This is a genomic window from Jiella sonneratiae (assembly GCF_017353515.1).
GTDB lineage: Bacteria > Pseudomonadota > Alphaproteobacteria > Rhizobiales > Rhizobiaceae > Jiella > Jiella sonneratiae.
In genome coordinates this window covers 165330-188386 of sequence record NZ_JAFMPY010000007.1, presented here as the reverse complement: position 1 = coordinate 188386, position 23057 = coordinate 165330, and the positions used below count along the sequence as shown (strand labels likewise).

Genomic DNA, 23057 nt, shown 5'->3' with positions numbered 1-23057 from the left:
GACGTCGGCAGTGTCGTCCGCGCTCGTGGTCAATCAGTTTCCACCGGCTACGATTGCTTCCGGAATCCGTCGTAAGCAGGAGGCATCGGCACCAGAGAGGCTCGCTGAGATCCGACTTCGTCTAGGGCTGACGTGGGCGCAAGTTGCAGCAATCTTCGAGGTTTCCCGACGTGCGGTTCACTCATGGGCCAGTGGCGAAAAGCTGAATTCGCACCATGAAGCCAAACTTCGTGGCCTACATGCGCGAGTGATCGGAGCACCTGATACCGCGGAACTCAAGCGAGAGTTGCTCGGCGAAACGGCTCCAGAGACGGAGCGTGATTTTGTTCTGAAGGGCGCAATTCTGAGCTCAGACGAAATCGGGATTGCTGCGCAGCGGGCTCCCAATGTTCGTCGCGTTCCTGTCGCCCGGTTGCGCCGGCGGTAGCGAAGCGAAGTGACGAACGAGGAAATCGCGGCCGAAATGTGTAAGTGGCGCCAAGGGGACGCATTCCTTGGCGCCATCGACTTACCATTCCTCGACATAGGAGAGGATGGTCTTGATGCGGTGCTGACTTCATCAGAAGGCGCGGTCATTCTAACGCAGTCATGCGATATCGTTAGGGACTACTCAAAGCGACCCTTCCTGCATGTGGCTGCGCTTAAGCCAGTGACGGACGATGAGCTTCAGAGGATCTCTGCGGGACGCGAGATCCGGTACCTATACGTTCCGGGGCTAAGAGATCGACGGCTGGTGGCTGACTTGGACCTTACTGCGACGATCGATAAGCGGATAATCGTTGGTCAAGATCGTGTTCCCGGCTGTGACACGGACAGAGAACGACGAGAGCTTGCCGCGAACATCGGACGTCATCGACAGCGATACGCCTTCCCCGATGAGTTCAACGACGCTCTGAAGCCTCTCCGGCGCTGGGTTGACGGTGGTGCTGGTAAGAATTCTGACAAGGGTCGGTTTATCGACGCCATCCTTGAGATCAGGGTATCTACCGCCTCGTGGGAAGCTCCTGATGAACTCGAGTTCATCGCCATCCTGAAAGACGGGATACCCCCTGATACGAGAGCACTGTGGGCGAGGGATTATCTACCGGGGCTGGAAAAAAAAGCTTCTAGCGACTGGTGTCGAGACTGCACATTTCGGCTGTCGACCCTCAAAGAGATGTCCGCTGCCGAGTACCTCGGAATGGACCGGTTGGATTTCGACGGGCTCAGCGACGCCTGATCAGTCTTCGACGCAGGCAGCGATTGAGGCGTCCCTTCACTTCCGAAAATCCGCATTGTCGGAAGCGGCCATTTAAACGGCTACGGCCTCCTCGGCGGCCCTGATGCGGGCCGCCATCACGTCTATCCAGTGAGGGCCGACGCGACCTTCGGCGATGGTAGCGAACTCTGCCAACTGCCGTTCCCACTCCTTTCGCCAGCCCTCGCCGAATTCGGGCTCATAGTCCCGCCGCGCCAACTTGGCGGCGTCCGCGATGCCCTCGTGGAGCCACGGCGTCAGGCTCTTGGAACTCCGCAGCCCGAGGGCAATTGCGTAGCACGTGGCGCTAGAGGCATTCGGCGGGTTGAGCACCTCGCGCACGAAGTCGGAGATGGCGTTGATCCTCGCCACCGCGGTAGAGCTCGACGCGTCCCGCGGCGCCGGCCCGCGTTGCATCAGAGCTTCCAGGGCGTCGAGGCGCTTCAAGACATCGCTCCGGTTCATAGCCACACGTCCGCCCCGACGACTTCGATTTGGATCGCCGGCCGCCGGGAGATGCCGACGAGATCGAATACCATGATCGGGCCGCCTTCGCTTGCAGCCGGGGATTCGAGGATCGCACTGCGGAGCGCCGTCACCCGTTCCGATGCGCCGTCCGGCGGCAGGAGACGGTCCAGCGCCGCACACAGCGCCGCAACCGTGTCGTCGTCGTCGTGGATCGGCTTGCCCTTGTAGGCGAGCGCCCACGCCGCCATCCGGGCCGTCCAGAAATGGGCCGGCGCGTCGGCCGCGACCATTTCCGCAAAGGACGCCGGCGGTACAGGCAGCCCGACCACGCAGACGGCAGCCGGGACATCCTCGGCCGTCATCATGGCGAAGGCGACCTCGGGATCGGGATCGAGCATGGCGAGCGCTTGGAGCCACTCCTCCTCCGTGAGGCGGGCGCCGTAGTTCACCGCCGGCCGGGACTTCGCCTGCCGGTCGGCCTCCAGCTTCTCCAGCCGGCGCATGATGTCACTTCGCACGGGTTGCCTCCTCCAGCACGGCCAGGCGCTCCAGGATCTCGTTGGTCTCGACGGACTTCCGGAAGCCTTCGACCACGTTCATGATCGCCCCAGCCTCTTCCGGCGACAGCCTGCCTTTCGCCACGGCCTGCAGGATAGCCGCGCCGGCCTTGGGAACGTCCGCGACGCCTTCCACCTTCGGCAGATCGAACGGCACCGGCCGGCCCTTTCGAACCGGCGCAATGCGCTCCATGCACAGACGCAGCGCGACGGCATCGCCGGCCTTGGCCATATTGATGCACGTGCGAGTGAGGGTCTCGGCCTCGCCGTCCATGAGCTTCTCCGCGGCGAGCGTCGCCTTCGCTCGGGTTCCCTTCGGGCGCCCAGGGTTGCCCTTCGCGAAGGTGCCGCGGGCCGTGCGGTTCGTCATCTGAACACCAGGCTCGACAGAACACGAGAGAGCCGACCCGGGTGGCTGTGCTTCACCTCTGCCGTGATCTTCAGTGTCATGGTGCTGCCGGACCTGCGGCGACGGACGGCCGCGACACGACCCGCCCGCCCTTGCCGCCGGCGGTGATGCTGCTCAGCTCGGCCGCCGCGGCTTTGGCTGCACGGACCTTGGCAAGGAACGGTTCGATGTTCAGATCCGCCTTGCCCTCCACAGGACGGGCGAGATCGTTCAAGGCTTTTTGCGCCTGGTTCGCGGCGCCGAGGAAATCCGCATTTCCGAACCGCATCGACAAATTGCCGTCCGACGACGACGGGGGGCTGGCAAGAGAGCCGATCAGCGCGCCTTTCTGCGGGGCCGCATCACCGCTCTGCACCCCCGGCGCTCCCATCGCCTGCGCGATCGAGCCCGCATATTGCTGCAGAAGGCCAAGATTCCTGGCGATCAGTTCGAACTTCGCCGCCACGAGATCGATGGCATTGATCATCGCTTCGACGGCGAACTGTGTCGGATCGGTGAACAGCATCTTGAAGTCGCTGGCGGCCTTCTCCACCCACTGGCGAACCGTGTCGAACGCCACCTTGATCGGATCTATGTCGAGCTTCCCGACCTTGATCTCGAACGACAGGCTGTCCCGCAGTTCGTCCCACCGCTTCGACAGGTCGGTGATCGACGACAAGGTGTCAGGCGGCAGATCGAAGGACTTGGCGATCCTCTCGCGAGCCTTATCGAGATCGGAGGCGATCCCCTGCAGCGTCGTCCGGAGAGACTCGAACTGCGTTTTCAGGTTCTCGATGGCCTTCTGCCCCTTGGGCGTCGACCCGACAACGCTGTCGTCGCCGTTCAGGGCGCCGATGAGGTCGTCAATAGCCAGCGCCGCGGCGAGCATGGGGACACGCCTCGCCATTGCCATCATCATCGCGCGCCCGCCGGCGCGTGACGCCAGTAGTCCCACGCCGAGCCCAGCCGCGGCCCATCCCTTCGACAAGCCGGTGATCTTGGCCGTGAGCGCGACAACCCCATCGGCGGCGGCGTAGAAGCCCCGGCCGATCCGCCATGCCTGCGTTGCGATATGCTCGATTTGACGCATCGATACGACGAGGAAATCGGAGATCCGGGTTGCGACGCCGTGAGCGAGTCCGTTCTCCCACTGCCGGTTCACCCAATCGAGAAGTCCTTGAAGTCGGTATTTTACGCTGTCGTAGTAGCCCGCATCGGCGATCTCCTTCAGAAACTGTGTCCAGTTGTCCTTGAGGTTGGACGTGATGCCGTCGAAGGTCTTGGAGAAGTCTTCGGATGCGCCCTTGTACCGCTTCCCGATCATGTCGATCAGCAGCCCGATCTCCTTGCGGCCGAGCTTGCCGGCGCTGGAGAGCTTTTGAAGCTCCGGGACGCTTTTACCGGTCGCCGTGGCGAGCATATCCCACACGGGAATGCCGCGCTCGAGGAGCTGCATGATCTCCTCGCCCTGGAGCTTCTGCTTCGTCCAGGCCTGGCCGAGCCCCATGATGATGCCGTTGAGCTTCTCGGCGCCGCCGCCCGTCGCCGCCATGGCGTCGGTGACCGCCTGCATGCTGCCGTTCGTCGGATCGATGCCGTAGGTGCGAAGGTTTGCGTAGGCGTCAACGACCTCGGATAGCTCCAGGGGCGTCTTCTTGGCGAAGTCAGTGATCCAGGCCAGCGCCTTCTCGGCGCCTTCCGAAGACCCCTCCAGCGCCTTCAGACGGACGCCCATGTTCTCGAAAGCCGAACCGGTCTCGGTGATGCTGCCGACAAAGCCCGCGATCTTGTCGGTGATGGCAAGGCCTGCTAGGGCGCCGCCAATCACGCCGCCGAGGGCAAGCATGGTCTGCGAAAAGCTCCTGGCGCTGCGCTCTGCGCTGTCGATCCCCTGCTTGAATTTGCGGGCGTTCTGCTCGCCACGGATCTCGTAGCGAAGCATGGCGACGAGTTCGTCAACAACCATCAGGCAGCCCTCCGTTCGATGGACGCGCCGACGATCGTCTCGACGGCCCGGCCACGTTCGGCAGCGGAGTCGAAGGCGCCGGCCGGTTGCCAGATGCACCGGCACCCGAGGCATGGCCCGGCACTCGGCCGCTCGGCCAGAAGAAGGGGGAGGAGCGACGTCGAAAACAGCGTGCGGGCAATGGCGATGACCGCGGCGCTCTTGCCGATCGCGGCGCCGGTTTCATTGTTCATCGAGTAGTGGATCACGAGGGAGTCGATGATGTCCGCCGACATCGGCCGTCCCTTGGCGCCGGTCGCCTCGGCGACGAGAACCGTCACACCGGCGCAGGAGCGCAGGACGACGGCGTAGGCGATGGCACGACGCCGCAGCTTTAACGCCTTGCGCTCCTCGGCAGAAGCCGGACGCATAGCAGCGTATTCCCGACCGAGAAGCTGGAGATCCGCGGCGGGCGTCAGGGACGCCATGACGGTTCCGGTGGTGCTCATTGTCCGATCCTGCATTGTGCGCCGGCGCGACCGCGCTCGACGACCGCCACATGGTTGCCGGTGATGCCGCCCATCACGGCCTGGGCGCGCTCGCCTTCGGGCGTCGCGGTGTCTTGCCAGGTGAGCGAGGAGACATAGCCGGCGCTGAGTTCGCGCTTACCGGCGCGGATGGTCTCGATCGCCGCGCCATCGTGGATGATGGCGGTGCCACGCAGGAAGATGCCGTCCCGGCGGATCTCCTCGCCGAGCGTGCCGATCGCGTGCTGTCGCCATGTGGCGGCCGAGACGCCCGTGGCGGGATGGTCCATTGTCACCGGCCGCAGCGCGAAGCTGCGCATCGCCCGGGCATCGAAGACAGCCGCCGGCGGGCGGTAGACGTTGACCATGCCGAGATCGGCGCGGCCAAGCTCCCGACCGGCATACTGATAGATGCCGGCCCGGGCGATCCGGACATCGGCGACGAGATAACCGTCACGCGATATCCGCCAGTCGTCGATGGGTGCGGCGTCGAGGAAGAGCATCAGGCGGGAACCCGCCAGGCATTCGACATGCGGACTTTCCATGCCTCGTAAGACGCATGCGACCGCGCAACCGCGTCTTCTTGTCCGGCCGCCTTGGCATCGGCGAAGGCCTGCGCATAGGCGTCGTCAGTCTTCTCCTTGATGCGGTCGGCAACCGGCTTGTCGGTCGTGGCCGTGTCACCTTGCCAGGCGTTGCGATCGCGATCGAGCATGGCCTGATAGGCGGCGTCGCTGGCCTTCCAGCCGTCGGCAATCCGCCGTTCATAGTCGGCCTGCCCACTGTCGGGACAGCGTGCACTGTCCATCGTGAGGCCATTCACCCGGACGCTGGCGCCGTCCTTGACGACGCCCTCGGCGCCGCAGGAACACACCGGGCCGGTGCAGGTGCAGCGGTTCGTCATGCTGCGTTCTCCTTGCTGGAATTGGAGGAGACCGGCGAGGCGGAGGAAAGGATGACCCCACCTTCGCCGGCAGGCTTCGCCGGACGCTCGTCGGCGACGCCGGACGCGGCAGACACGCGCCCTCCATTGGTAAGTTCTGGGGTGAAGTGGAAGCCGCGCGACAGCGAGTTGTCCGGTCCCCAGATCGGAGGATGGCGGCCGCACTCAAAGGCCGGCAGTACGATCTTGCGCGTCAGCGTCGGCCAGCTCGAATCGTTCGGGATGAAGGGCACCTTCTGGCCGCCCGGCACGATATGCTCTTTCGTGGGCCGCGCGTGCCGCTCTACCGGCAGGATCTCGGTAACGCCGTCCGGCAGACGTCGGTTGGCATGCGTCACAGCAGCGTCGGCGCCGACGACTTCGGCGAGAAGCGCGCCGAGCTTGTGCGCGAGATCCGGATAATCCGCCCGGAGACAAGCCGAGGCGGCATTACGCCGGGCGAGGGCCGCATCGTAGACCTTGCGGCGAGCGTCGTTCTCCTCGGCGCGGTTGAACTCGCTCAGCTTCTCCCGAAGCACCGCGGCCGCCTTCGTCATCCGTTCGCTGGTGAAGTTGGCGTCTTCCATCGCCTTGCGCGCCGCGGCGATCTCGCTGTCGCTGAGGAGCGGATCGAGCGCGCGCTCCTTCGCCGCGTCGTGGTCGGCGACAGCCTGCTTTGCGGCTGCCTCGGCTTCGAAGATCAGAGCCTCGACGCCCTGCGACTTGCCGGCCCGTAGCGCGGCCTGGATGCGTTCGGAAAGTGGCGTGTCGGCCATGTCAGGCGTCCCTTCTCGGGCTGGTGGATTGGTTCCGAAAACGGCAGTTTGCGGAAGTTGAGCCGGCATCAGGCGGCGTGCGCCGTGACGGATGCGGTCGCTGCGGCGAGACGCGCGGCCACAGCCTCGCGGACGATCTCGGCCGGGCGCTTGCCCTCGGCCTTGGCGACTTCCTCGATTGCGATGGAAGTGCCCGGCGGGGCTCGAAACTGCAGAAGCTCGGGAAAGCGAGACATCGGTTCGTCCTCTTGTTGTCGTCTGTTTCAGACTACGGAGAGGGCGCCGGCGATGTCGCTTATCGAATGTTGTCGCGGATTATCGATTTATTCCTGCAGATGACCTGGGAGCGGCCGGCGCCTCTGCCTGGGCCATCACCCACGCGCGAAGATCGTCCTCGCGGTAATAGACCTTGCCGCCGATCTTGCACCACCGCGGCCCGGTCCCGGCCGACCGCCACTTGGCCAGCGTAATCGTCGACAGCCGCAGGGCTTTGGCAGCGTCAGGCGGCGGGAATAGGCCTGCGAGGAGGTCGGGGACGTCTTGGACGGCCATCAGATGCCCCTCCCGGAAATCGGCCGCGTGCTCGCCGATATGGAACCGCCATTACGGCTGGAGGTGCATCTCTGATGATCCGATCGAGAAGTCGCATTCGCCACCGCACTTGTCACAACCTGTCCCTCGGGTACGCGCGGCACGGGCGGTCCTGAGATACATATGAGAGAGGAGGAATTTTCATTCGCTACACGCCCGAGGGACAAGCTGTGACAAGTTCCGGTCATTCGCCCTCTCCTCGGAAGACGTCGGCGATCGTCTGCCTTGCCTTTTCCCGTCTCGCCTTCTCTCTCTTTGCCCGCTCAGCGAACGCCGCGTGAACTGCAGGCAGCACCTCCCACCGGGCCGACGTCTGGTTACGCTCGGTCGGCTTTCTCGCCAGCCAGCCGAAAGCCTCTAGGCGCTCAAGGATCGTCTCGGCTGACTTCGTGTCCTTGCATCTCCTCATCGTCGAGGATCCGCGACCGAAGGTCCGGAAGGTCGCCTCCGTGATTTCCGGATGGGTCAGAAGGAAATCCGCGACTTCGGTCAGAAGCTCATGATCGTCAGAAAGCCCGACCACCTCTCGATAGAACGCGATGGCATGCGGCAGAATGAAGCCGTGGAGGAAATCGGCCACCTGGGCTGCGATCTCGCCGCTGACGGTTCGTGGCGGCCGATCATGCTCGGCATGTTCGATGCAGTGCCAAACAATGCACAGGCGACCGAAGATCGCGTCGTACTTGCCGATGGCGGATGCCAGCTTTCGGTTCACGATCTCCAGGGACGACATTTCCAGATGCCGCGCCTCCAGATCGCGCCGGATAGCCTGCGCATCTTCGTCGAAGACGAGCGTGGTTTCGAGGTTCGATAGGTTTCCGCTTCCGCCGGTGATCGGCGGCGACATGCCGTGAAGGCGCCTTGCCACCCATTCGTATTCACGGACGACATCGGGCATCGGCTCGTCTTTGCCGATGCTGGCCGGCCGCAGGATGATCGGGATCATGCGCTGCAAGAGCCCGTCGTCGAGAGTATCGGCGGCGACGCGCCGGATCACATCAGGTTGGACGCCGCCGAGGAGGCAGACGGAGAGATTCTCTATGTCGAACTGGCCACGGCCGACCCGCGCCACCGAGTAGCTGCCGCCATTGAACGCCTGCAGCCAATAGCCCCGATCGCCGCCGGCCGATCCCTTGCCGGAATATCGCTCCATCGACGCGAAGAAGCGGCTCAGCTCGTCCTGAAAACACAAGACGCCGTCCGGGCTGTCTGCAATGATCGCCTGGGACGCCTCGACGGACGTATCTTCGATCCTGAGGCGCCGGTTGCGCGGTGGCGCTGCCGTCTCGCCCGCCTTCTTGAGCTGATCGTACTCGGCCTTCGCCTGCCGATATTCTCGCGCGAGGTCGGCATCAATCCCGAACAGCGGCTTCACCGCAGCCGAGATGATCGGGCTCTTCTTGGTCGACGGCAATCCAACCATTGCGCTCCACAGTCGCGCACTCTCCGTCCAGGTGTCGTGTCGCTTCATTCGAAGCTGGATGCGATCGGAGATAAGCGCCGAGCAAACGACTAAGGCAGCCATGGCCAACCCTGCCGGATCGGCTCCCATCATCTCGGCGCGCACCGTCGCAAACCGCTCGATCACGCCGGGAAGGATGCCGCTAGGTAGCGCTGGCGGATCGAATTTCGCCCAGAGATCGACAGGCTCGATCCCGGAAGTATCGGCGTGGGCCGTCTTGTTGCAGGCGGAAGCGACTGCCGGCGCAGTCGGGCTTGCACCGCCGACGGTGAAGTTCGCCAGACGGGCGAGCCCCTCCTCGACGCTACCGCGATCGATGTCGTTCCAACCTATGCTAGCCGCGTCGAGGCCAATGCAGTCGCATAGCCAGAGCGCCGCGTCGGCGGGATCGGAGCGGATGCCGTACTCGAGGCAGAGATCTATCGGTGTCCGCTTGCCGAGCGCAGCATCACCCATGTCCGACACACCGAAATCGACGATGCCGTCCGGATGAATCGACAGGTCTTCCTGCAGGTTCCGCCCGAGATCACGCGAGGAGACGCGGTAGGCGCCTGTCCCGGGCTGCGGACGGGCGGACGATCCGAAGATGGCTGGAACCCATGCCGACAGGCTCTCCATGGCAGCGTCGTTCACCTGCCGGAAGAAGGATTGGCCGGTGCCGGCGACAGGAGAACGCGGCGCTGCGGCTGGCCGCGATACCGCATCAGCTTCCTCGGCGGTCTCGAAGTTCTCCCCCGTGGTGAGATCGGTAAGAGTTCCGTCCTCCTCTTCTCGGAACCGCTTGGCCCTCTCTGCGGCCGCCCGATGCTCCTCGACCCGCTGCATCAGCCGTCGATGGGTCTCCGGCGCTGCCTCGATCGTCAGCGGCGTGCCGCCAATATGCTGGCCTGTGATGGTGAGATATCGTTGCTTGGCGTAGAGCTCGACATGCGCCGGGTCACACTTCACGGTCGCGCCGATCTTGCCGCGCCAGAAGAGCCGGATGCCAGACCCCGACGGACTCACCTCCGCGTAGGTCTCGGCCAGATCGAGGACCTCCTGAGCCCAATCCTCAACGGTGCCGGTCTCGGGATCTCGGCATTTGTCCAGATCAGCGCCGGTCAAGCCATCGTCGGCAGAGAGAACATACCCGATCCCCGGAAAGCCCCTGGTGGCCGCGTAGGCTGCCGCTTCGTCGAAGGACAGCCAGTGCGTCGGATCGGAGTGGCTGGCGAATTCCCGTGGCGCCTTCGGCGACATGAGCGGCTTCTTCAACTCGCCGCGGATCTTGATGAATTGCCAGGCCACCCACTGCGGCCGAGAAGCCAGCTCGGCGAGGGCGGGATGTAGCTGCGGTGGCGAGAAGACGTGCACGTTCATATGATGCCCCGCTCCCGCAGGCGTGCGGCAAGCTCATCGACCCGGGCGTCGGCAAAATGCTCTTGGTACAGCCGCCGCGCCTCTTCCTCGCCGACGTCGCGGGTGAAGTCTCTCGGCGAGCGGAAAAAGTGCCTGACGCGGATCTTCGGCGAGAGCGCGCGAACAAGGGTCCACCGGCGCCAGATCTCCGTCCCGGGTTCCCATTCCGGATCGTAAATCCGCGCCTCAAGCTCCTCGGCCGGCCCTGTCGGCCTGATGCGATAGGATCGCCAGAGGCGGGCGCTGAAGAATTTGCGATCGGTGTCCAGCTCTCGATCCGACGCGTCCGATATTGCCTTCCCAAGCATGCCATCGGGATCGATCATCGCTCGCCCTCCCGAACGGCGCCGACGGCGTAAAGCCGATTGTCGCGACGGATGACGCGAGCCAGGTGGCCCGGATGTTCCGTCGATGGGATTGCCGTGAGGGCTGGACGGCGGTATCTTCCGCCCCGATCTCCGCCGCCATGGAAATCATCTGCGCCGCCATCCCGGTCCGACCCTGGGGTGGCGGTTTCCGTTTCAGGCGGCGGCTTTCGCTCCGTTCGCTTCCGCGCCTTCTTCGGCTTGCCGGACGTCGCGGCGAGGACAGCCTCGGCCGACCCGAGCCGTGCGGCGATATTCGCTGCGATTTGCGTAGATGACGGGCGATCGTTTGTGCGGCCCGCGCCCGCTGCTCTATCTCTCGCACTATCGGAGCCCGAAGGCTTGGCCCCGGTGAGCGAACCCGGGGCGGTGCGGTCTTGGCGGACTGCGCCGCCCTTTTCGTCGGCGGCAACCATCATGCGGCTCCCTGCAGCCGCTTCAGGTGCATCTCGATATCAGTGCGGCGCCAGCGCTTGGATTTCGGCCCGACTGGAATAGCCGGCGGGAAGTCGCCGTTCCGCTCCATTCGCCACAGGGTGCATCGGGAAATCCCAAGGTTACTCGGTGACCTCCTTCGACGACATGAGGGCGGAGGAGCTTCGCGCTGCGGCAAGGACTTCGGACATGGATCACCTCGATCTCTGCGAAAGGTGATCGTCCATTTCTTACAGTATGAAACTGCTTGCAAGCAAAAGCGGGTATTCGAAATGGTCAGGTTTTTCTGGACATGCCACAGTCCAGGAAAACCTACGAATTCTCCATACTTCGTGAAGCGAAGCGAGGGTCTTCCTCGTCGTCGTATGAAACGTTCTCGGCCTCGACTTTCTTCACCTCCTGAAGCTTGGCACGAGCATCGAAGACTGTGGCTCGGCTGATGCCTCTCTCGGCCATGACACGGCTCACCGCGGATTCGACCGGATCACCAAGTTCCACCCGTTCTTCTATGTCTTGGGCGATCGCGATCCAGTCCGAAGAGGGCCTTCGCCCCGGACCCCGGCGCTTTAGGTTTTTGAACCGGTGGTCGGATGCACCGTTCGGATCGATCATCTCTGCTAGAAGGCGCTGCGTGTCCAAGTCAGCGCCATTGGGGGAGCGCAGCGCCTCACAGAAGATCTCGATAGCATCGTCTGTCCGCCCTTCGGAGAGGGCAAACTCGATCGAGAATCGAAGCAGGTTCGTCACTGTCCCACCCCCGCCAGGTCGTATTGACCAAACTTCGGGCGCTCCTGCCTCTTGATGATCTTCGAGAGGTGAGCATCCCATCGGTCAAGCCCGGAACGCTTCTCAGGGAGATAGGCATAGAGGTTGTAGGACTTTTTCGTCGCCTGCGCCTCGCCTTCCTCGCGCGTGGTGTGGTTCAGAATCCGCGATACCGTGGCCGCACTTACGCCAATGCCTACCATGGTGGTCGAGGCAGTGCGCCGAAGGTCGTGAACGCGGCAATCCGAGATCCCGAACCATTTCGTCAACCGGTTGAACGCGCGGGAAAGCGAGTGACCTGTGATCGGCTTGTCCTTCTTCCGAGGTGAGGGAAAGAGGTACGGAGAATCGCCCGAGAGAGACCATGCCGCCTCGATGAGGTTGGTGGCCATGGCGGAAAGCGGCGCGACGTGAGCGGTGCGGTTCTTAGAGCGCTCCTCTGGCAGAATCCAGTACTCCTGATTGAGGTCGATTTCGTCCTTCCTCAAACCGGAGATTTCACCTCTCCGCTGAGCGGTGACGAGGCAAAGCATCAAGGCGAGGGCAACCGGACGACTGATCGAGAGGCCGGCGCACATTTCAGCATGCATCAGCCCTAGCCAGACCTTCATGATCTCAGCATCGGACAGGAGGCGTTTGCGATCCTTGAAGCCGGGAGCGGACACGAACTGCATTGGGTCGGCCGCGCAATGCTCCTTCCACACTGCATAGCCGTAGATACCCTTCAACAGCACGTAACACTGACGGGCGGAGCTTTTCGAATGCTTCGCCCTGACGCTATCGATGTACTCTTGGAGGGAATGCCGATTCAGATGATCGAGTTTCGCCTTGCCAAGATCTGGGATGATAAAGCGATTGAGGTAATACCACTCGTTCGCCAGCGTGCTCGCCTTCTTCGGCCTTTCTTCGTTCTTGAAGAACCGATGCGCTCCGTCGACAGCTGCCGCCATATAGCGCTCGGCAATTTCACCGATGGTCTCCAGCTTTTCGTGCTCTAGGAAGGCGAACTTCGCCGCCAATCTCATATCGGCGGGATCCAAGCCGTTGAGAATGTCTACGCGAGTTTGTGCAGCCTTTGCCCTTGCAGCGGCGAGGGACAATTCATCCAGCCGGCCGAGCGAGATCCGTTTCTGCTTGCCGGCTGCATTGCGATATCTAAAAGTCCAGGAGCGAGCGACGTTTGGCGTGACACGGAGCGCCAAGCCCCTTTCCTTGGCATCGGCGAACTCGGTGACTTTTCCGTCCTCAGCTTTCGCGCTCCTGCAGAACGCATCGGTGAGATTGACCTTCGGCATCCCTCGCCTCCTATGGTCTCGTCGTGGTCACATTTTTCGGCAACTGCATGCCACATAAAGTGACCACCTGAAACGACAGAATAGCCGGAAGGCCCTGAAAATCAAGGCTTCTGCAACGTGATGCGAAATCTTGAAACGGCTTGACCTTCATACTACGAATCTGGGGGTCAGAGGTTCGAATCCTTTCGGGCGCGCCATTAACTTTTTGAGTTTGCTGGTAGAATTTGCCGCTGTGACGGCGACTTGGTGCAAGCTCGTCGGCGTCTCCGCGATTTAGACCAAGTTTAGACCAACATAGTTGACGGCAGACAGTCTGATTGGATCGCCACGAGTTTCCTTCGCGGCGGTCTTTAGGACCGGGAGGGGGTTACCTCGGTCAGATGGTGACGGAGCCGCGGCCAGTCTTCCGCGGCCTCTGGTCCGTCTTGAACACTCGCCTGAACATTCGCTTGAAGTCTCCCCACGTGTCAGCGGCCTGCATGAGCCCTATCACCTTCGCAAGGTGCTTCTCCAAGTGCGGGTTCCCGACGTCCTGCGTGAGGAACTGGTGGTGCTTGAAACGGCGCCGGCCCGTTTCCGGGTCGACAGGGTTGCTGGCCTTTAGTTCCGTCAGGACACCCTCGGGTAGGCGATCGTAAACGAGCGCGTTCGTCAGCTTCCCCACGTATCCGGGCTTACCCCTGCTGGCGGGGTTCAGATCCCAATCTAGTAGGCGGTACATCTCCTCGTAAAACTGGAGAGGGAACCGTTCCGTCCACGGCAGTAGTTCCTTCGAGATGTACGCTTCAAGGATCTTGGAAAGCGCATCACGGGTTCGAATCTCCTGATAACCTGTCGCCTCATCGACGAGGGCGACGATGCCCACGCGCGCTAGACCTCGAACAAGAACCTCACATCTCTGTGCGATCCGTTCCTGCTGCTTCTGGATGCCTTCAGGAGACTCCCTTGCACGAAGAACCGCCTCGCATAGCTCGACGAGCACTTCCGCGTCATAGCCGTAAGCCTTCGATCCGGTTGGAGTGACGAATACGATCGGCGAGCCGATCTTCTTCGCAAGTTCCTCCGAGACGTGAGGTCGAATGCGTTCCCGGGAGACGAAGAGTTCGAACCGATTTAGCCCCTTCACTTCGGAGCCGCCGCGGGCCATCGCCATGCCGTCAGAGATTCCTGCCACGGTAAGGACGCGGCGCTCGTCATCGAGAACATACGCGGGAATCGCGATGTCACCGATCACGAGAGGACGGGCTTGCGATCCGCAGATCGCTTTCGGAAGCTTCTGTCGCGCAGGATCGGCCTTCGCCCATCGTGCTTGTGCACCCGCACGCGCGATCGCGCTTCGCGCGGACGACGAAAGAGCCTTTGCGCGTGCGCGTCCACCTTTGCTTTGGATATCCGACACCACGATTCTCCTTGCTTGCTCATGCAAGCATGCTTTGCAGACAATGCTTACAGTAGCAAGCATGAAAACGCATGCGTCCCCAAGCCATTTCGTGACTCACGGAGATATGTCAGTGCCCGACTCTGCCCCTCCCTTCGAGCCTCGTCGCGGGCGCCCCGCCGTTCGATCCGATGCCCGTGCTATGACTCCCGCAGAGCGGCAGGCCCGTCGTCGAAGGCACCTAGTAGATCGTCGCCCGGCGCTGGCGATTCTCGTGAACCTCGCCGAGGTCGGGGAGATGCTGACGGCGCTGCGCCTCGCGGCCCCACCTGACCACGACGCCATCTGGCGCGCTGATCTCAAGCGCGCCCACCTGATGGGTGACCTCGCTGGAGCGCTAAGCGTCGGCGCCATGTGGCCTATTCCCGGCAGCGCGTCATCTGGGAGCCGATCCCGTCGCCGCGCTTGATCTGCGCGGCCGACGAGACGCGGGCATAAATGACGGCTTTGCTGCCGGGCGGGATTTCAGTGTCGATGGCTCTCATGACACCTCTTTTCCGCCTTTCGCCCGGTGCGGGTGTGAGGCTGCATCATCTTCGGTTTTGGAAAGGCCCGATTATGCCATGCAGGCGAGCAGCGCATCGAGTGAAATCGCCCTGCCATCCTCTCCGCTGGGGATAGATTGGAGCGGGTGGAAGCCGAAGCCGAGATCGACGAACTGGACTATGATCTGCCAGAGCGTTTCGAGGAATTTGCGCTCTTGCGCCGCGCTCAGGTCCGACTCGTCCAGCGTCGCCTCGTACTTCGCCGCGTCGAAGGCGGCGGGCGGCCGGGCCGCCTGCCGGCTTTAGCCGGCAGCGGTCTCTTTTGCGAACGTGCTCATCAAGAGACTATTCACGGTTCTTACGGGCCGGCCGGGCTGGCACGGTCCCGCGGGGTTCGGGAGGCGGCGGCGCGATAGCTGCCGCGGGGACCGCTGCTCTCCGCGCTGCGGGCGCGTCCCTATTCTCTACTTCGATCTGCGCGCGGTAATTGTCCTCGTCGAGCTTCTTGCCCCCGTGATAGAGGGTCTGGCCTTCCGCCGCCTCGAACTGTTCGGCCATGAGGCTGCGGGCCTTGATGCGGGTGATCCCGAGGTCAAAAATCCGAGGCCACCTCTGTCCGCCGGTCGCAACCACCCGCGTGACCGGCCGGCAGGTAAGCCTTCCCCAAACGAAAAGAGCCGGGCGGACCCGGCTCTTTTCCAAAATCACGGCTTCGACGGCGCCGAAGCTCAGTCCTTGACGGCGAGGATCTGCTTGCCGCGGTACATGCCGGTCTTCAGGTCGATGTGGTGCGGGCGGCGCAGTTCGCCGGAGTTCTTGTCCTCGATGTAGGTCGGCGCCTTGAGGGCGTCCGCCGAGCGGCGCATGCCGCGCTTGGACGGGGATGTTTTCCGCTTGGGTACGGCCATGCTGTTCTCCATGTCCGGCGAAAGCGGCCTGCGGCGCCTTGTGCCGGTCTCGTCTGTTCGTCTGTCTCTCTGGTCCGGCCGCGCCGGCGGGGCCGGCAGTCCGGGAGCTTTCCCGAAAGGCGTCGTGGCACTCGCATCGCACGGCCGCTGAAGGACCGGACAGTCGAAACACCGACATGACGGGAATTCGGCGCTTCGCATAGCAAAGTCCGGGGAAAAAGAAAAGAGCCCGGCAAAGCGCTTCGACCGGCCCTGCGCGAGCTCCCAGCCGGCGGCGCCGCGCCGAGTTCAGTCCTTGCCGACGCAGCCGACATAGGCGCCCGACGAGCGGGCCAGCCGCTCGACGCGCCGCGCCAGCCTTCGCATCGTCGGGCTCGGATCGGCCGGGTTGCGCAGGTCCGGGGCCGGCAGCGACACGGTGATCAGCGCCGCCTCGTGCGCCGTCAGCTTCGAGGCGGGCTTGCCGAAATAGTGCTGGCTCGCCGCCTCGATGCCGTAGACGCCGGTGTCCCACTCGGCGATGTTGACGTAGATCTCCATGATCCGCCGTTTCGGCAGGACGAAGTCGAAATAGACCGCCAGCGGCAGTTCCAGCCCCTTGCGGACGAAGGAGCGATCGTTCCACAGAAACAGGTTCTTGACCGTCTGCATGGTGATCGTCGAGGCGCCGCGGGTCTCCTCCCCGTCGAGCGCCTGGTCGACGACGGCGAGGAGCTCGCCCCAGTCGACGCCGTGATGGCGGCAGAACTGCCCGTCCTCGGACATGATGACGGAGTGGAGAAGCACCGGCGCGACGTCGTCGATCGGCACCCAGTCCCTCAGCACCGGCCGGACGGTGACCTCGTCCCACAGCATCAGCGTCGAGACGGGGTGGACGCCCCGGATGGCATAGATCGGGGTCAGGACCAGCGGGATCGCCACGGCGACCAGAACGACCACGGCGACCCCGACGGCGATACGCTTTGCTCTACTTATCATCAGGAATTCAATGGGTTCGGCGGGACGTCGCGGAAAGCGGGCGGAAGGGCTACCTTTACTTATCGGCGGTATAAACGCCGCGCAATGGCCGGCAAAAGCGGCCCGGCGTCAGGCCCCTCCGGGTGAAATCACGTCACACGAAGCAAAAGAGACAGGCAAGATGAAACCCGGCGAATTCGACGAAATACTCAAGGCCAACGCCGCGGCCGTCGGCGAGAGCCTCGACGACGTCCTGTCCTCCCACCAGCTCGTCGCCGGGACGCCGCACCACCTCCTGAACGCCATGCGCCACGGCGTCCTGAACGGCGGCAAGCGGCTGCGGCCGTTTCTGGTGTGCGAGACCGCAAAGCTGTTCGACGCCAATCCGAAGGTCGCCTCGCAGGTGGCGCTGGCGATCGAGTGCATCCACTCCTACTCGCTGATCCACGACGACCTGCCGGCGATGGACGACGACGACCTGCGCCGTGGCAAGCCGACGGTGCATAAGGCCTTCGACGAGGCGACGGCGATCCTCGCCGGCGACGCGCTGCTGACGCTCGCCTTCGGCATCGTCGCCTCCATCGAGGCGCTGCCGGCGGAGGTGCGGGTCAAGCTGGTCACCCTGATGGCGAAGAAGGCCGGCGCGCCCGGCATGGTCGGCGGCCAGGTGCTCGACATGCAGTCGAACGGCAGGCCCCGCTCGGAGATCGAGATCACCCGCATGCAGGCGATGAAGACCGGGGCGCTGATCTCCTGCGCCTGCGAGGCCGGCGCGCTGCTCGCCGGGGCGAGCGACGACGATCGCTCGCGCCTGCGCCGCTACGGCGAGAATGTCGGCATCGCCTTCCAACTCGCCGACGACCTCCTCGACGAGATCGGCGACGCCGCCGTCGTCGGCAAGGCGACCGGCAAGGACCGGGAGAAGGGCAAGCAGACGCTGGCCCAGATCTACGGCAAGCGCGCCCTCGAGGACCGCCTCGTCGCGCTGGTGACGGGCGCCGAGGAAATGCTCGAGCCGTTCGGCGAACGGGCCGCAAGGCTCGTCGAGGCGGCCCGTTTCGTCTCCTACCGCAAGCACTGACAAGGCGGCGGCGCCGCGCCCCGATCGCCCGGCCGCTCAGTCCTCGTCGGCTTCCGCGACCTCGACCGTGTAGTTCAGCGGCAGGCGCCCGCCGTCGGCATAGAGCGTCTGGCCGGTGACGTAGCTCGCCTCGTCGGAGGCGAGGAAGCTCGCGATCGCGGCGATCTCGCGCGGCTCGCCGATGCGCCCGAGCGGCGTGCGCGACAGCACCTTGCGGGTCGCCGCGGCATCCGCGACGACGCTCTTCAGGATGTCGGTCATGATCGAGCCCGGTCCGATGGCGTTGACGCGGATGCCGTAGCGCGCCAACGACAGGGCCATCACCTTGGTGAGCTGGTTGATGCCGCCCTTCGAGACCGAATAGGCGACCTGGTCGGGAATGGCGAAGACGGCGTTGACCGACGACATGTTGACGATCGTGCCCGCCGGACCGCCCCGCTTCACCTTGTCGACCAGATGACGCGCCACCGCCTGGCCGCAGAGGAAGGCGCCCTTCAGATTGACGTCGAGCACGCGGGAGAAGTCGGCCTCGTCGAGATCGAGGAAATTCGCCTTGTTCACGATCCCCGCATTGTTGACCAGGATGTCGACGTCGCCGAAGCGGTCGAGCGCGGCGGCGAGGAGGTTGTGCACGTCGAGCCGCTCGGCGACGTTGCAGCCGACGGCGAGGACCTCGCCGAAATCGGCGAGTTCCTCGGCCGCGACGGTGTTGGCCTTCTCGTCGCTGTCGGCGATCACCACCTTGGCGCCGTCGTGGAGAAAGCGCCGCGCGACGGCGTAGCCGATGCCCTTGGCGCCACCTGTGACGATGGCGACGCGTCCGTCGAGTGCCATGTGCGGTCTCCTGTGTCCGTTGGCGTTTTCACCGCCATAGCAGGTCGGCCGGACCGGCGCACGGCCCCCGGCGGCCCCGGGCGGCCGCGGTCGAGAGGAGGCGCCCCGCCCGGGACATGACAGTCAGGCGGCGGCCGGGCGGTCCCGGCTCCCTGCCCCCCAAAGCGGCATGGCAGGAGGCGCTGCGTCAGCCGTTGCCGCGAAAGCCCGGATAGAGCGACATGCCGCCGTCGGCGAAGATCGTCTGGCCGACGACGTAGTCGGCGGCGTCCGAGACCAGCCAGGCGACGACGCGGCCGACGTCGATCGGATCGCCGATCCGGCCGTAGGGGATCAGCTTGCGGATGTCGTCTGCATGGGCCTCGCGCTCGTCGGCATTGATGGCGGTGGCGATGGCGCCCGGCGCGACGGCGTTGACGCGGATCCCCTCCTCGGCGACCTCCTGGGCGAGCGAGCGCATCAGGAGATGGATGCCGCCCTTCGAGGCGGCGTAGTTCACGTGGAACGCCCAGGGGATGAGCTGGTGGACGGAGGAATCGTAGACGAGCTTGCCGAGCGCCCGGCTCGTTCCCGGCCGCCGGCCCTTGGCCCGGAACCGCCGGATCGCTTCCCGCCCGACCAGGAAGCCGCCGGTGAGGTTGACGCCGATCACCGCGTTCCAGTCGTCAAGGCTCATGTCGGCAACGGCGGCGTCCTTCTGGATGCCGGCGTTGGACATGACGACGTCGAGGGGGCCGAGCGCCTCCTCCGCCGCCGCGAACATCTGCCTCACCTCGTCTTCCTTCGAAACGTCCGCCTTCACCGCGACGGCGCGGCCGCCGGCCTTGTCGATCTCGGCAACGACCTCCTCCGCCGCATCCGGGCTGCCGAAATAGTTCACGGCGACCGCCGCGCCCGCTTCGGCCAGCGCCAGCGCCGAGGCACGGCCGATGCCGGAGGAGGCGCCGGTGACGAGCGCCGCCTGGCCGTCGAGCCGGGCAATGTCAGAAGTAGGTGCCATCGGGGTCTTCCATCATCTTGAATTCGAAGTAGCCGGGATCGGCCTTGTCGCCGTTCAACGACCGATCGAGCCAGATGGCTGCAGAGATCAGCGACAGATGCGTCAGCCCTTGCGGGAAATTGCCGAGATGGTCGCCGGTCTCCGACAGTTCCTCGGAGAACAGGCCGAGGTGGTTGGCGTAGGTGTGGAGCTTCTCGAACAACAGCCGCGCCTCGGCGACGTAGCCGGTGCGGGCGAGCGCCTCGACGTACCAGAACGAGCAGATGGTGAAGGCCCCCTCCTCGCCGGCGAGCCCGTCGTCGTTCTCGGCGGTGTTGATGTAGCGCTTGACCAGGCAGTCGCGCACCAGATGCCGGCGCACCGCCGCGAGCGTCGAGGTCCACATCGGATCGCGCGGATTGATGAACTTGACGAGCGGCATCAGCAGCACGACCGCATCGAGGGTCGAGGAGCCCTTGAACTGGGTGAAGGCGCCGACCTCCGGGTTCCAGAACTCTTCGAGGATGGTCTTCTGGATCTTGTCGCGCTCGCTGCGCCAGGTGATGATGTCGGCGGGAAGCGAATGGATCTCGGCGATCTTCATCGCCCGGTCGAGCGCCACCCAGCACATCAGCCGCGCCGAGAGATACTGCTTCGGCTCGCCGCGGCTCTCCCAGATGCCGCGGTCCTCGAGGTGCCAGTTCGCGGTCAGCCAGTCGACGATGCGGGCGATCTTCGTCCAGACCGCATAGGCCGGCTTGCCGCGCGCCTTGGTGGAAATGTAGAGCGCGTCGAGGAACTCGCCGTAGATGTCCATCTGGCGCTGCCTGTAGGCGGCGTTGCCGATGCGCACGGGTGCCGAGCCCGCATAGCCCGACAGGTTGTCGAGCGCGACCTCGGGCATCTTCTCGCCGCCGTCCATGCGGTACATGATCTGCAGCCCGGACTCGCCGGTCTCGACCGCCCGCTCCATCAGGAAGTGCACGAAGGCCTCGGCCTCGTCGTAATAGCCGAGCCGCGACAGGGAGTAGAGGGTGAAGGCCGAATCGCGGACCCAGCAGTAGCGGTAGTCCCAGTTGCGTTCGCCGCCGAGCACCTCCGGCAGGCCGAAGGTCGCGGCCGCCGCGATCGATCCGTATTCCACCGAGGTCAGCAGCTTGAGGGTCAGGGCGGAGCGCACGACGAGCTCGCGCCAGAAGGTCGGGTAGCTGCCGCGGTTGACCCATTTGTGCCAGTAGTCGCGGGTCCGCGAGAACGAGCGCCGGACGTAGCGGTCGCCGACCGGCGGCTGCTCCGGCCGCCCCGGGCAGAGCACCACCCAGCAGTCCTCGCCCTCCTTCAGGTCGATCGTCGTGTCGACGTCCTCGCCCGAGACCGTCAGCGGGAAGGACGCATAGAGCGTCACCTGCCAGTCCTTGCCGGCCTCGTCCTTCCAGGAGATCGCGACGCCGTTTTCCACGGGCTCGAGCTTCGGCCTGGCGCGGCCGTAGTCCGGCCGGGCGGAGACGGCGAGCCGGAAGGTCTTGGGCCCGACGATCGCCCGCGCCCGCCGCACGATCCGGCCGGAACCGTCGATCGGCATGTAGTCGCAGACCTCGCCGATGCCCTCGTCGCCGAGGAAGCGGCTGATCAGGATGTTGGTGTCGGGCAGGTAGATCTGGCGAAAGCTGATCGTGCCATCCTCGACATGGAAGGCGAAGCGGCCGCCCTTCTCCGGATCGAGGAGTGCGGCGAAGAGCGTCGGGGAATCGATGCTGGGATGCGAGAGGAAATCGATCGTCCCGTCCTGGGCGACGAGGGCGACGGTGTTCATGTCGCCGATCACGCCGTGGGCGGCGATGCGGTTCGGAACGTCGGGAGTCGGATTGGCGGGCATGATCATCCTTGGAAATGCTGCGGCGCCGATAGATTGGCCGCGACGCGAGCGAATAAACCCCGCGATTTGCCGCAGTGCAGTGAAGCGGTGCGCCGGATGATTTGCAACCGCCCGCCCCGCTGATAGATATCAAGGCATTGCGGCGCGGCAGTCTCGGACGAGGCGGACAGGGAAGGATCGACGATCTTTGGCAAGCGCGATCGAAAAGAGCCTGCGCCGCGCTTTGGCGAAAGGAAATGCTGCGGATCCGGATCACCGGCTCGAAATCTACGAGGCGGCGGAGCGGGCGCTGCTGCGCCTCGAAGAGACGAACGGCATGAGCGGCGAGGCCAAGGACCGCCACCGGCTCGAGCTGATCGCGGCGATCGAGTCGATCGAGGCCGACTTCTCCGGCCCGGACGGGAGCGTGCCGCCGACGCCCGCGGCGGAGACCGGTGACGCCGGCAACGGAGACGCCGGGCGGGGCGCCGAGGCCTCCAAGGCGCCCGAGGTCGTCGAGGCCGAACGCATCGATCCCCCGGCGGCGCCGCAGAGCCTCGAGCCGCAGCTCGCCTTCGAGGCCGAGGAGCGCGTCGTCGACGTGACCCCAGACGACGACGCGGGCGAGACGGGAACCGCCCGGCCGGGCGCCGGCAGCCGGCTCGGCAGGCGGGTGATCGCCCTGGTGATCGTCCTTCTCCTGCTGTTCCTCGTCGGCGTCGGCGTCTGGATCGTCCTGCCGTTTCTTTCCTCCGGCGCTGCCAGCGACGGCGACGCCAAGAGCGCGGCGAGCGCGACCGGCGGCGATCTCTCGGTCGCCGACGCGATCCGCGAAAATGCCGGGACGGTCGCCGGGGCCGCGGCCGAACCGGAATGGACCGACCTCTATTCCCCCGAGGCCCTGCGGGAATTCGCGCGCAGCGACCCGGCGATCGAGGACGCGACCAAGGGCGGCCAGCGCGCCAGGCTGAAGCTGACGCAGCCGGCCGGTCCCGGCGACGCAGGCGGCACGGCCGACGCCGCCGCGGGCCGCGAGATCGAACTGCCGATCCCCGGCGAGGTGGCCCGGCGCTTTGCCGGAAAAAATGTCGAGGGCGAGATCGTCGTCGGTTCGCCGGACGGCAAGCCGCGGGTCTTCACGCTGCGCTGCCTGTTCGGCGGCGAGACCGTCTGCGGCCGGCAGCGCTTCACCACCTCGCTGCCGGAGGAGAACTTCCTGTTCCATCTCGAACTTCCGCCGGAAGCGGCGACCGGCGGGCAGATCGCCGTCGATCCCTCGGTCGGCGACGCCGGCAAGGATCTGTTCCTCTACGGGATGAGGCTGCGCCGGCCGGTCTGACCGCCCGAGAGTGGCGTGGCGGCTCGCCGGCCAGCTTGATCTTCACAATC

Annotated in this window: 26 protein-coding genes; 3 read left to right on the top strand and 23 right to left on the bottom strand. The window is 64.8% G+C overall.

All coding sequences use genetic code 11. The annotated features are described in order from the left end of the window. The first annotated feature begins 436 nt into the window (after positions 1–436). Positions 437–1219 (top strand): hypothetical protein, encoded by a 783-nt coding sequence (locus J1C47_RS09175; protein WP_207350445.1) that lies wholly within the window; start codon positions 437–439, stop codon positions 1217–1219. A gap of 72 nt (positions 1220–1291) precedes the next feature. On the opposite strand, the gene J1C47_RS09170 is transcribed toward J1C47_RS09175, so the two are convergent. The 20 genes from J1C47_RS09170 to J1C47_RS09085 form a co-directional block, all read right to left on the bottom strand. Next, positions 1292–1684: a hypothetical protein gene (locus tag J1C47_RS09170; protein ID WP_207350444.1), complete on the bottom strand. Its 393-nt coding sequence runs from the start codon at positions 1682–1684 to the stop codon at positions 1292–1294. Positions 1685–1698: 14 nt separating this feature from the next. Further along, a complete protein-coding gene (locus J1C47_RS09165) occupies positions 1699–2223 on the bottom strand; it encodes a hypothetical protein (protein ID WP_207350443.1) in 525 nt (174 codons plus the stop codon). Further along, positions 2213–2632 carry a DUF5681 domain-containing protein gene (locus tag J1C47_RS09160; protein WP_207350442.1) on the bottom strand — a complete coding sequence of 140 codons (420 nt, stop codon included), beginning with the start codon at positions 2630–2632 and terminating at the stop codon, positions 2213–2215. Before J1C47_RS09160 ends, J1C47_RS09165 begins: the two co-directional genes overlap by 11 nt. Positions 2633–2708: 76 nt before the next feature. Beyond that, positions 2709–4616 (bottom strand): tape measure protein, encoded by a 1908-nt coding sequence (locus J1C47_RS09155; protein WP_207350441.1) that lies wholly within the window; start codon positions 4614–4616, stop codon positions 2709–2711. Beyond that, positions 4616–5104 (bottom strand): hypothetical protein, encoded by a 489-nt coding sequence (locus J1C47_RS09150; RefSeq protein WP_207350440.1) that lies wholly within the window; start codon positions 5102–5104, stop codon positions 4616–4618. The genes J1C47_RS09155 and J1C47_RS09150 overlap by 1 nt, the downstream gene beginning before the upstream one ends. Next, complete coding sequence (locus tag J1C47_RS09145) at positions 5101–5625, bottom strand: DUF2213 domain-containing protein (protein WP_207350439.1); 525 nt, start codon at positions 5623–5625, stop codon at positions 5101–5103. Before J1C47_RS09145 ends, J1C47_RS09150 begins: the two co-directional genes overlap by 4 nt. Beyond that, positions 5625–6026, bottom strand: a complete 402-nt coding sequence (locus J1C47_RS09140; protein WP_207350438.1) for a hypothetical protein — start codon at positions 6024–6026, stop codon at positions 5625–5627. The genes J1C47_RS09145 and J1C47_RS09140 overlap by 1 nt, the downstream gene beginning before the upstream one ends. Further along, positions 6023–6889: a hypothetical protein gene (locus J1C47_RS09135; protein ID WP_207350437.1), complete on the bottom strand. Its 867-nt coding sequence runs from the start codon at positions 6887–6889 to the stop codon at positions 6023–6025. Before J1C47_RS09135 ends, J1C47_RS09140 begins: the two co-directional genes overlap by 4 nt. Continuing rightward, positions 6889–7056, bottom strand: coding sequence for a hypothetical protein (locus tag J1C47_RS09130; RefSeq protein ID WP_207350436.1), 168 nt, complete (start codon positions 7054–7056; stop codon positions 6889–6891). Before J1C47_RS09130 ends, J1C47_RS09135 begins: the two co-directional genes overlap by 1 nt. Before the next feature lie 79 nt (positions 7057–7135). Further along, the gene (locus J1C47_RS24220) at positions 7136–7372 is read right to left on the bottom strand and encodes a helix-turn-helix transcriptional regulator (protein ID WP_207350435.1); all 237 of its coding nucleotides are present in this window, start codon (positions 7370–7372) and stop codon (positions 7136–7138) included. Positions 7373–7595: 223 nt separating this feature from the next. Continuing rightward, positions 7596–10232, bottom strand: a complete 2637-nt coding sequence (locus J1C47_RS09120) for a DUF3987 domain-containing protein (protein WP_207350434.1) — start codon at positions 10230–10232, stop codon at positions 7596–7598. Beyond that, positions 10229–10597, bottom strand: a complete 369-nt coding sequence (locus J1C47_RS09115) for a hypothetical protein (RefSeq protein WP_207350433.1) — start codon at positions 10595–10597, stop codon at positions 10229–10231. The genes J1C47_RS09120 and J1C47_RS09115 overlap by 4 nt, the downstream gene beginning before the upstream one ends. A 454-nt stretch (positions 10598–11051) precedes the next feature. Beyond that, a complete protein-coding gene (locus J1C47_RS24215) occupies positions 11052–11249 on the bottom strand; it encodes a helix-turn-helix transcriptional regulator (protein WP_425354550.1) in 198 nt (65 codons plus the stop codon). A 134-nt stretch (positions 11250–11383) separates the two neighbouring features. Then, positions 11384–11818 carry a hypothetical protein gene (locus J1C47_RS09105; RefSeq protein WP_207350431.1) on the bottom strand — a complete coding sequence of 145 codons (435 nt, stop codon included), beginning with the start codon at positions 11816–11818 and terminating at the stop codon, positions 11384–11386. Next, positions 11815–13131: a tyrosine-type recombinase/integrase gene (locus tag J1C47_RS09100; protein WP_207350430.1), complete on the bottom strand. Its 1317-nt coding sequence runs from the start codon at positions 13129–13131 to the stop codon at positions 11815–11817. Before J1C47_RS09100 ends, J1C47_RS09105 begins: the two co-directional genes overlap by 4 nt. Positions 13132–13507: 376 nt before the next feature. Further along, positions 13508–14365: a P63C domain-containing protein gene (locus J1C47_RS09095; protein WP_207350429.1), complete on the bottom strand. Its 858-nt coding sequence runs from the start codon at positions 14363–14365 to the stop codon at positions 13508–13510. 385 nt (positions 14366–14750) lie between these two features. Further along, positions 14751–14882, bottom strand: a complete 132-nt coding sequence (locus tag J1C47_RS23990; RefSeq protein WP_281065494.1) for a hypothetical protein — start codon at positions 14880–14882, stop codon at positions 14751–14753. A 46-nt stretch (positions 14883–14928) separates the two neighbouring features. After that, complete coding sequence (locus J1C47_RS23985; protein WP_281065493.1) at positions 14929–15054, bottom strand: hypothetical protein; 126 nt, start codon at positions 15052–15054, stop codon at positions 14929–14931. A 728-nt stretch (positions 15055–15782) separates the two neighbouring features. Next, positions 15783–15962 (bottom strand): 50S ribosomal protein L32, encoded by a 180-nt coding sequence (rpmF, locus tag J1C47_RS09090; RefSeq protein WP_207350428.1) that lies wholly within the window; start codon positions 15960–15962, stop codon positions 15783–15785. Positions 15963–16250: 288 nt separating this feature from the next. Further along, positions 16251–16940, bottom strand: coding sequence for a biosynthetic peptidoglycan transglycosylase (locus J1C47_RS09085; RefSeq protein WP_207350427.1), 690 nt, complete (start codon positions 16938–16940; stop codon positions 16251–16253). Positions 16941–17100: 160 nt separating this feature from the next. Between J1C47_RS09085 and J1C47_RS09080 the strand changes: the two genes are divergently transcribed. Further along, positions 17101–18000, top strand: coding sequence for a polyprenyl synthetase family protein (locus J1C47_RS09080; protein WP_207350426.1), 900 nt, complete (start codon positions 17101–17103; stop codon positions 17998–18000). Positions 18001–18036: 36 nt separating this feature from the next. Here J1C47_RS09080 and J1C47_RS09075 read toward each other — a convergent pair whose 3' ends face one another. The 3 genes from J1C47_RS09075 to J1C47_RS09065 form a co-directional block, all read right to left on the bottom strand. After that, on the bottom strand, positions 18037–18834 hold the full coding sequence (locus tag J1C47_RS09075; RefSeq protein WP_207350425.1) for an SDR family NAD(P)-dependent oxidoreductase: 798 nt from the start codon (positions 18832–18834) through the stop codon (positions 18037–18039). Between the two features lie 187 nt (positions 18835–19021). Next, positions 19022–19834: an SDR family oxidoreductase gene (locus tag J1C47_RS09070; protein ID WP_207350424.1), complete on the bottom strand. Its 813-nt coding sequence runs from the start codon at positions 19832–19834 to the stop codon at positions 19022–19024. Then, positions 19818–21689, bottom strand: coding sequence for a glycoside hydrolase family 15 protein (locus J1C47_RS09065; RefSeq protein ID WP_245396455.1), 1872 nt, complete (start codon positions 21687–21689; stop codon positions 19818–19820). The genes J1C47_RS09070 and J1C47_RS09065 overlap by 17 nt, the downstream gene beginning before the upstream one ends. Positions 21690–21876: 187 nt before the next feature. Between J1C47_RS09065 and J1C47_RS09060 the strand changes: the two genes are divergently transcribed. Continuing rightward, entirely contained in the window at positions 21877–23007 is a 1131-nt protein-coding gene (locus J1C47_RS09060) for a serine/threonine-protein kinase (RefSeq protein ID WP_207350423.1), read from the top strand. Positions 23008–23057: the final 50 nt, after the last annotated feature.

What these genes read in the sequence shown, in the direction of transcription:
- J1C47_RS09065 (WP_245396455.1), bottom strand. Translation starts at nt 21,689, where the DNA reads ATGCCCGCCAATCCGACTCCCGACGTTCCGAACCGCATCGCCGCCCAC.
- J1C47_RS09100 (WP_207350430.1), bottom strand. Translation starts at nt 13,131, where the DNA reads ATGCCGAAGGTCAATCTCACCGATGCGTTCTGCAGGAGCGCGAAAGCT.
- J1C47_RS09140 (WP_207350438.1), bottom strand. Translation starts at nt 6,026, where the DNA reads ATGACGAACCGCTGCACCTGCACCGGCCCGGTGTGTTCCTGCGGCGCC.
- J1C47_RS23985 (WP_281065493.1), bottom strand. Translation starts at nt 15,054, where the DNA reads ATGAGAGCCATCGACACTGAAATCCCGCCCGGCAGCAAAGCCGTCATT.
- J1C47_RS09075 (WP_207350425.1), bottom strand. Translation starts at nt 18,834, where the DNA reads ATGGCACTCGACGGACGCGTCGCCATCGTCACAGGTGGCGCCAAGGGC.
- J1C47_RS09080 (WP_207350426.1), top strand. Translation starts at nt 17,101, where the DNA reads ATGAAACCCGGCGAATTCGACGAAATACTCAAGGCCAACGCCGCGGCC.
- J1C47_RS09155 (WP_207350441.1), bottom strand. Translation starts at nt 4,616, where the DNA reads ATGGTTGTTGACGAACTCGTCGCCATGCTTCGCTACGAGATCCGTGGC.
- J1C47_RS09070 (WP_207350424.1), bottom strand. Translation starts at nt 19,834, where the DNA reads ATGGCACCTACTTCTGACATTGCCCGGCTCGACGGCCAGGCGGCGCTC.
- J1C47_RS09130 (WP_207350436.1), bottom strand. Translation starts at nt 7,056, where the DNA reads ATGTCTCGCTTTCCCGAGCTTCTGCAGTTTCGAGCCCCGCCGGGCACT.
- J1C47_RS24220 (WP_207350435.1), bottom strand. Translation starts at nt 7,372, where the DNA reads ATGGCCGTCCAAGACGTCCCCGACCTCCTCGCAGGCCTATTCCCGCCG.
- J1C47_RS09085 (WP_207350427.1), bottom strand. Translation starts at nt 16,940, where the DNA reads ATGATAAGTAGAGCAAAGCGTATCGCCGTCGGGGTCGCCGTGGTCGTT.
- J1C47_RS09160 (WP_207350442.1), bottom strand. Translation starts at nt 2,632, where the DNA reads ATGACGAACCGCACGGCCCGCGGCACCTTCGCGAAGGGCAACCCTGGG.
- J1C47_RS09135 (WP_207350437.1), bottom strand. Translation starts at nt 6,889, where the DNA reads ATGCCGGCTCAACTTCCGCAAACTGCCGTTTTCGGAACCAATCCACCA.
- J1C47_RS09150 (WP_207350440.1), bottom strand. Translation starts at nt 5,104, where the DNA reads ATGAGCACCACCGGAACCGTCATGGCGTCCCTGACGCCCGCCGCGGAT.
- rpmF (WP_207350428.1), bottom strand. Translation starts at nt 15,962, where the DNA reads ATGGCCGTACCCAAGCGGAAAACATCCCCGTCCAAGCGCGGCATGCGC.
- J1C47_RS09145 (WP_207350439.1), bottom strand. Translation starts at nt 5,625, where the DNA reads ATGCTCTTCCTCGACGCCGCACCCATCGACGACTGGCGGATATCGCGT.
- J1C47_RS09115 (WP_207350433.1), bottom strand. Translation starts at nt 10,597, where the DNA reads ATGATCGATCCCGATGGCATGCTTGGGAAGGCAATATCGGACGCGTCG.
- J1C47_RS09120 (WP_207350434.1), bottom strand. Translation starts at nt 10,232, where the DNA reads ATGAACGTGCACGTCTTCTCGCCACCGCAGCTACATCCCGCCCTCGCC.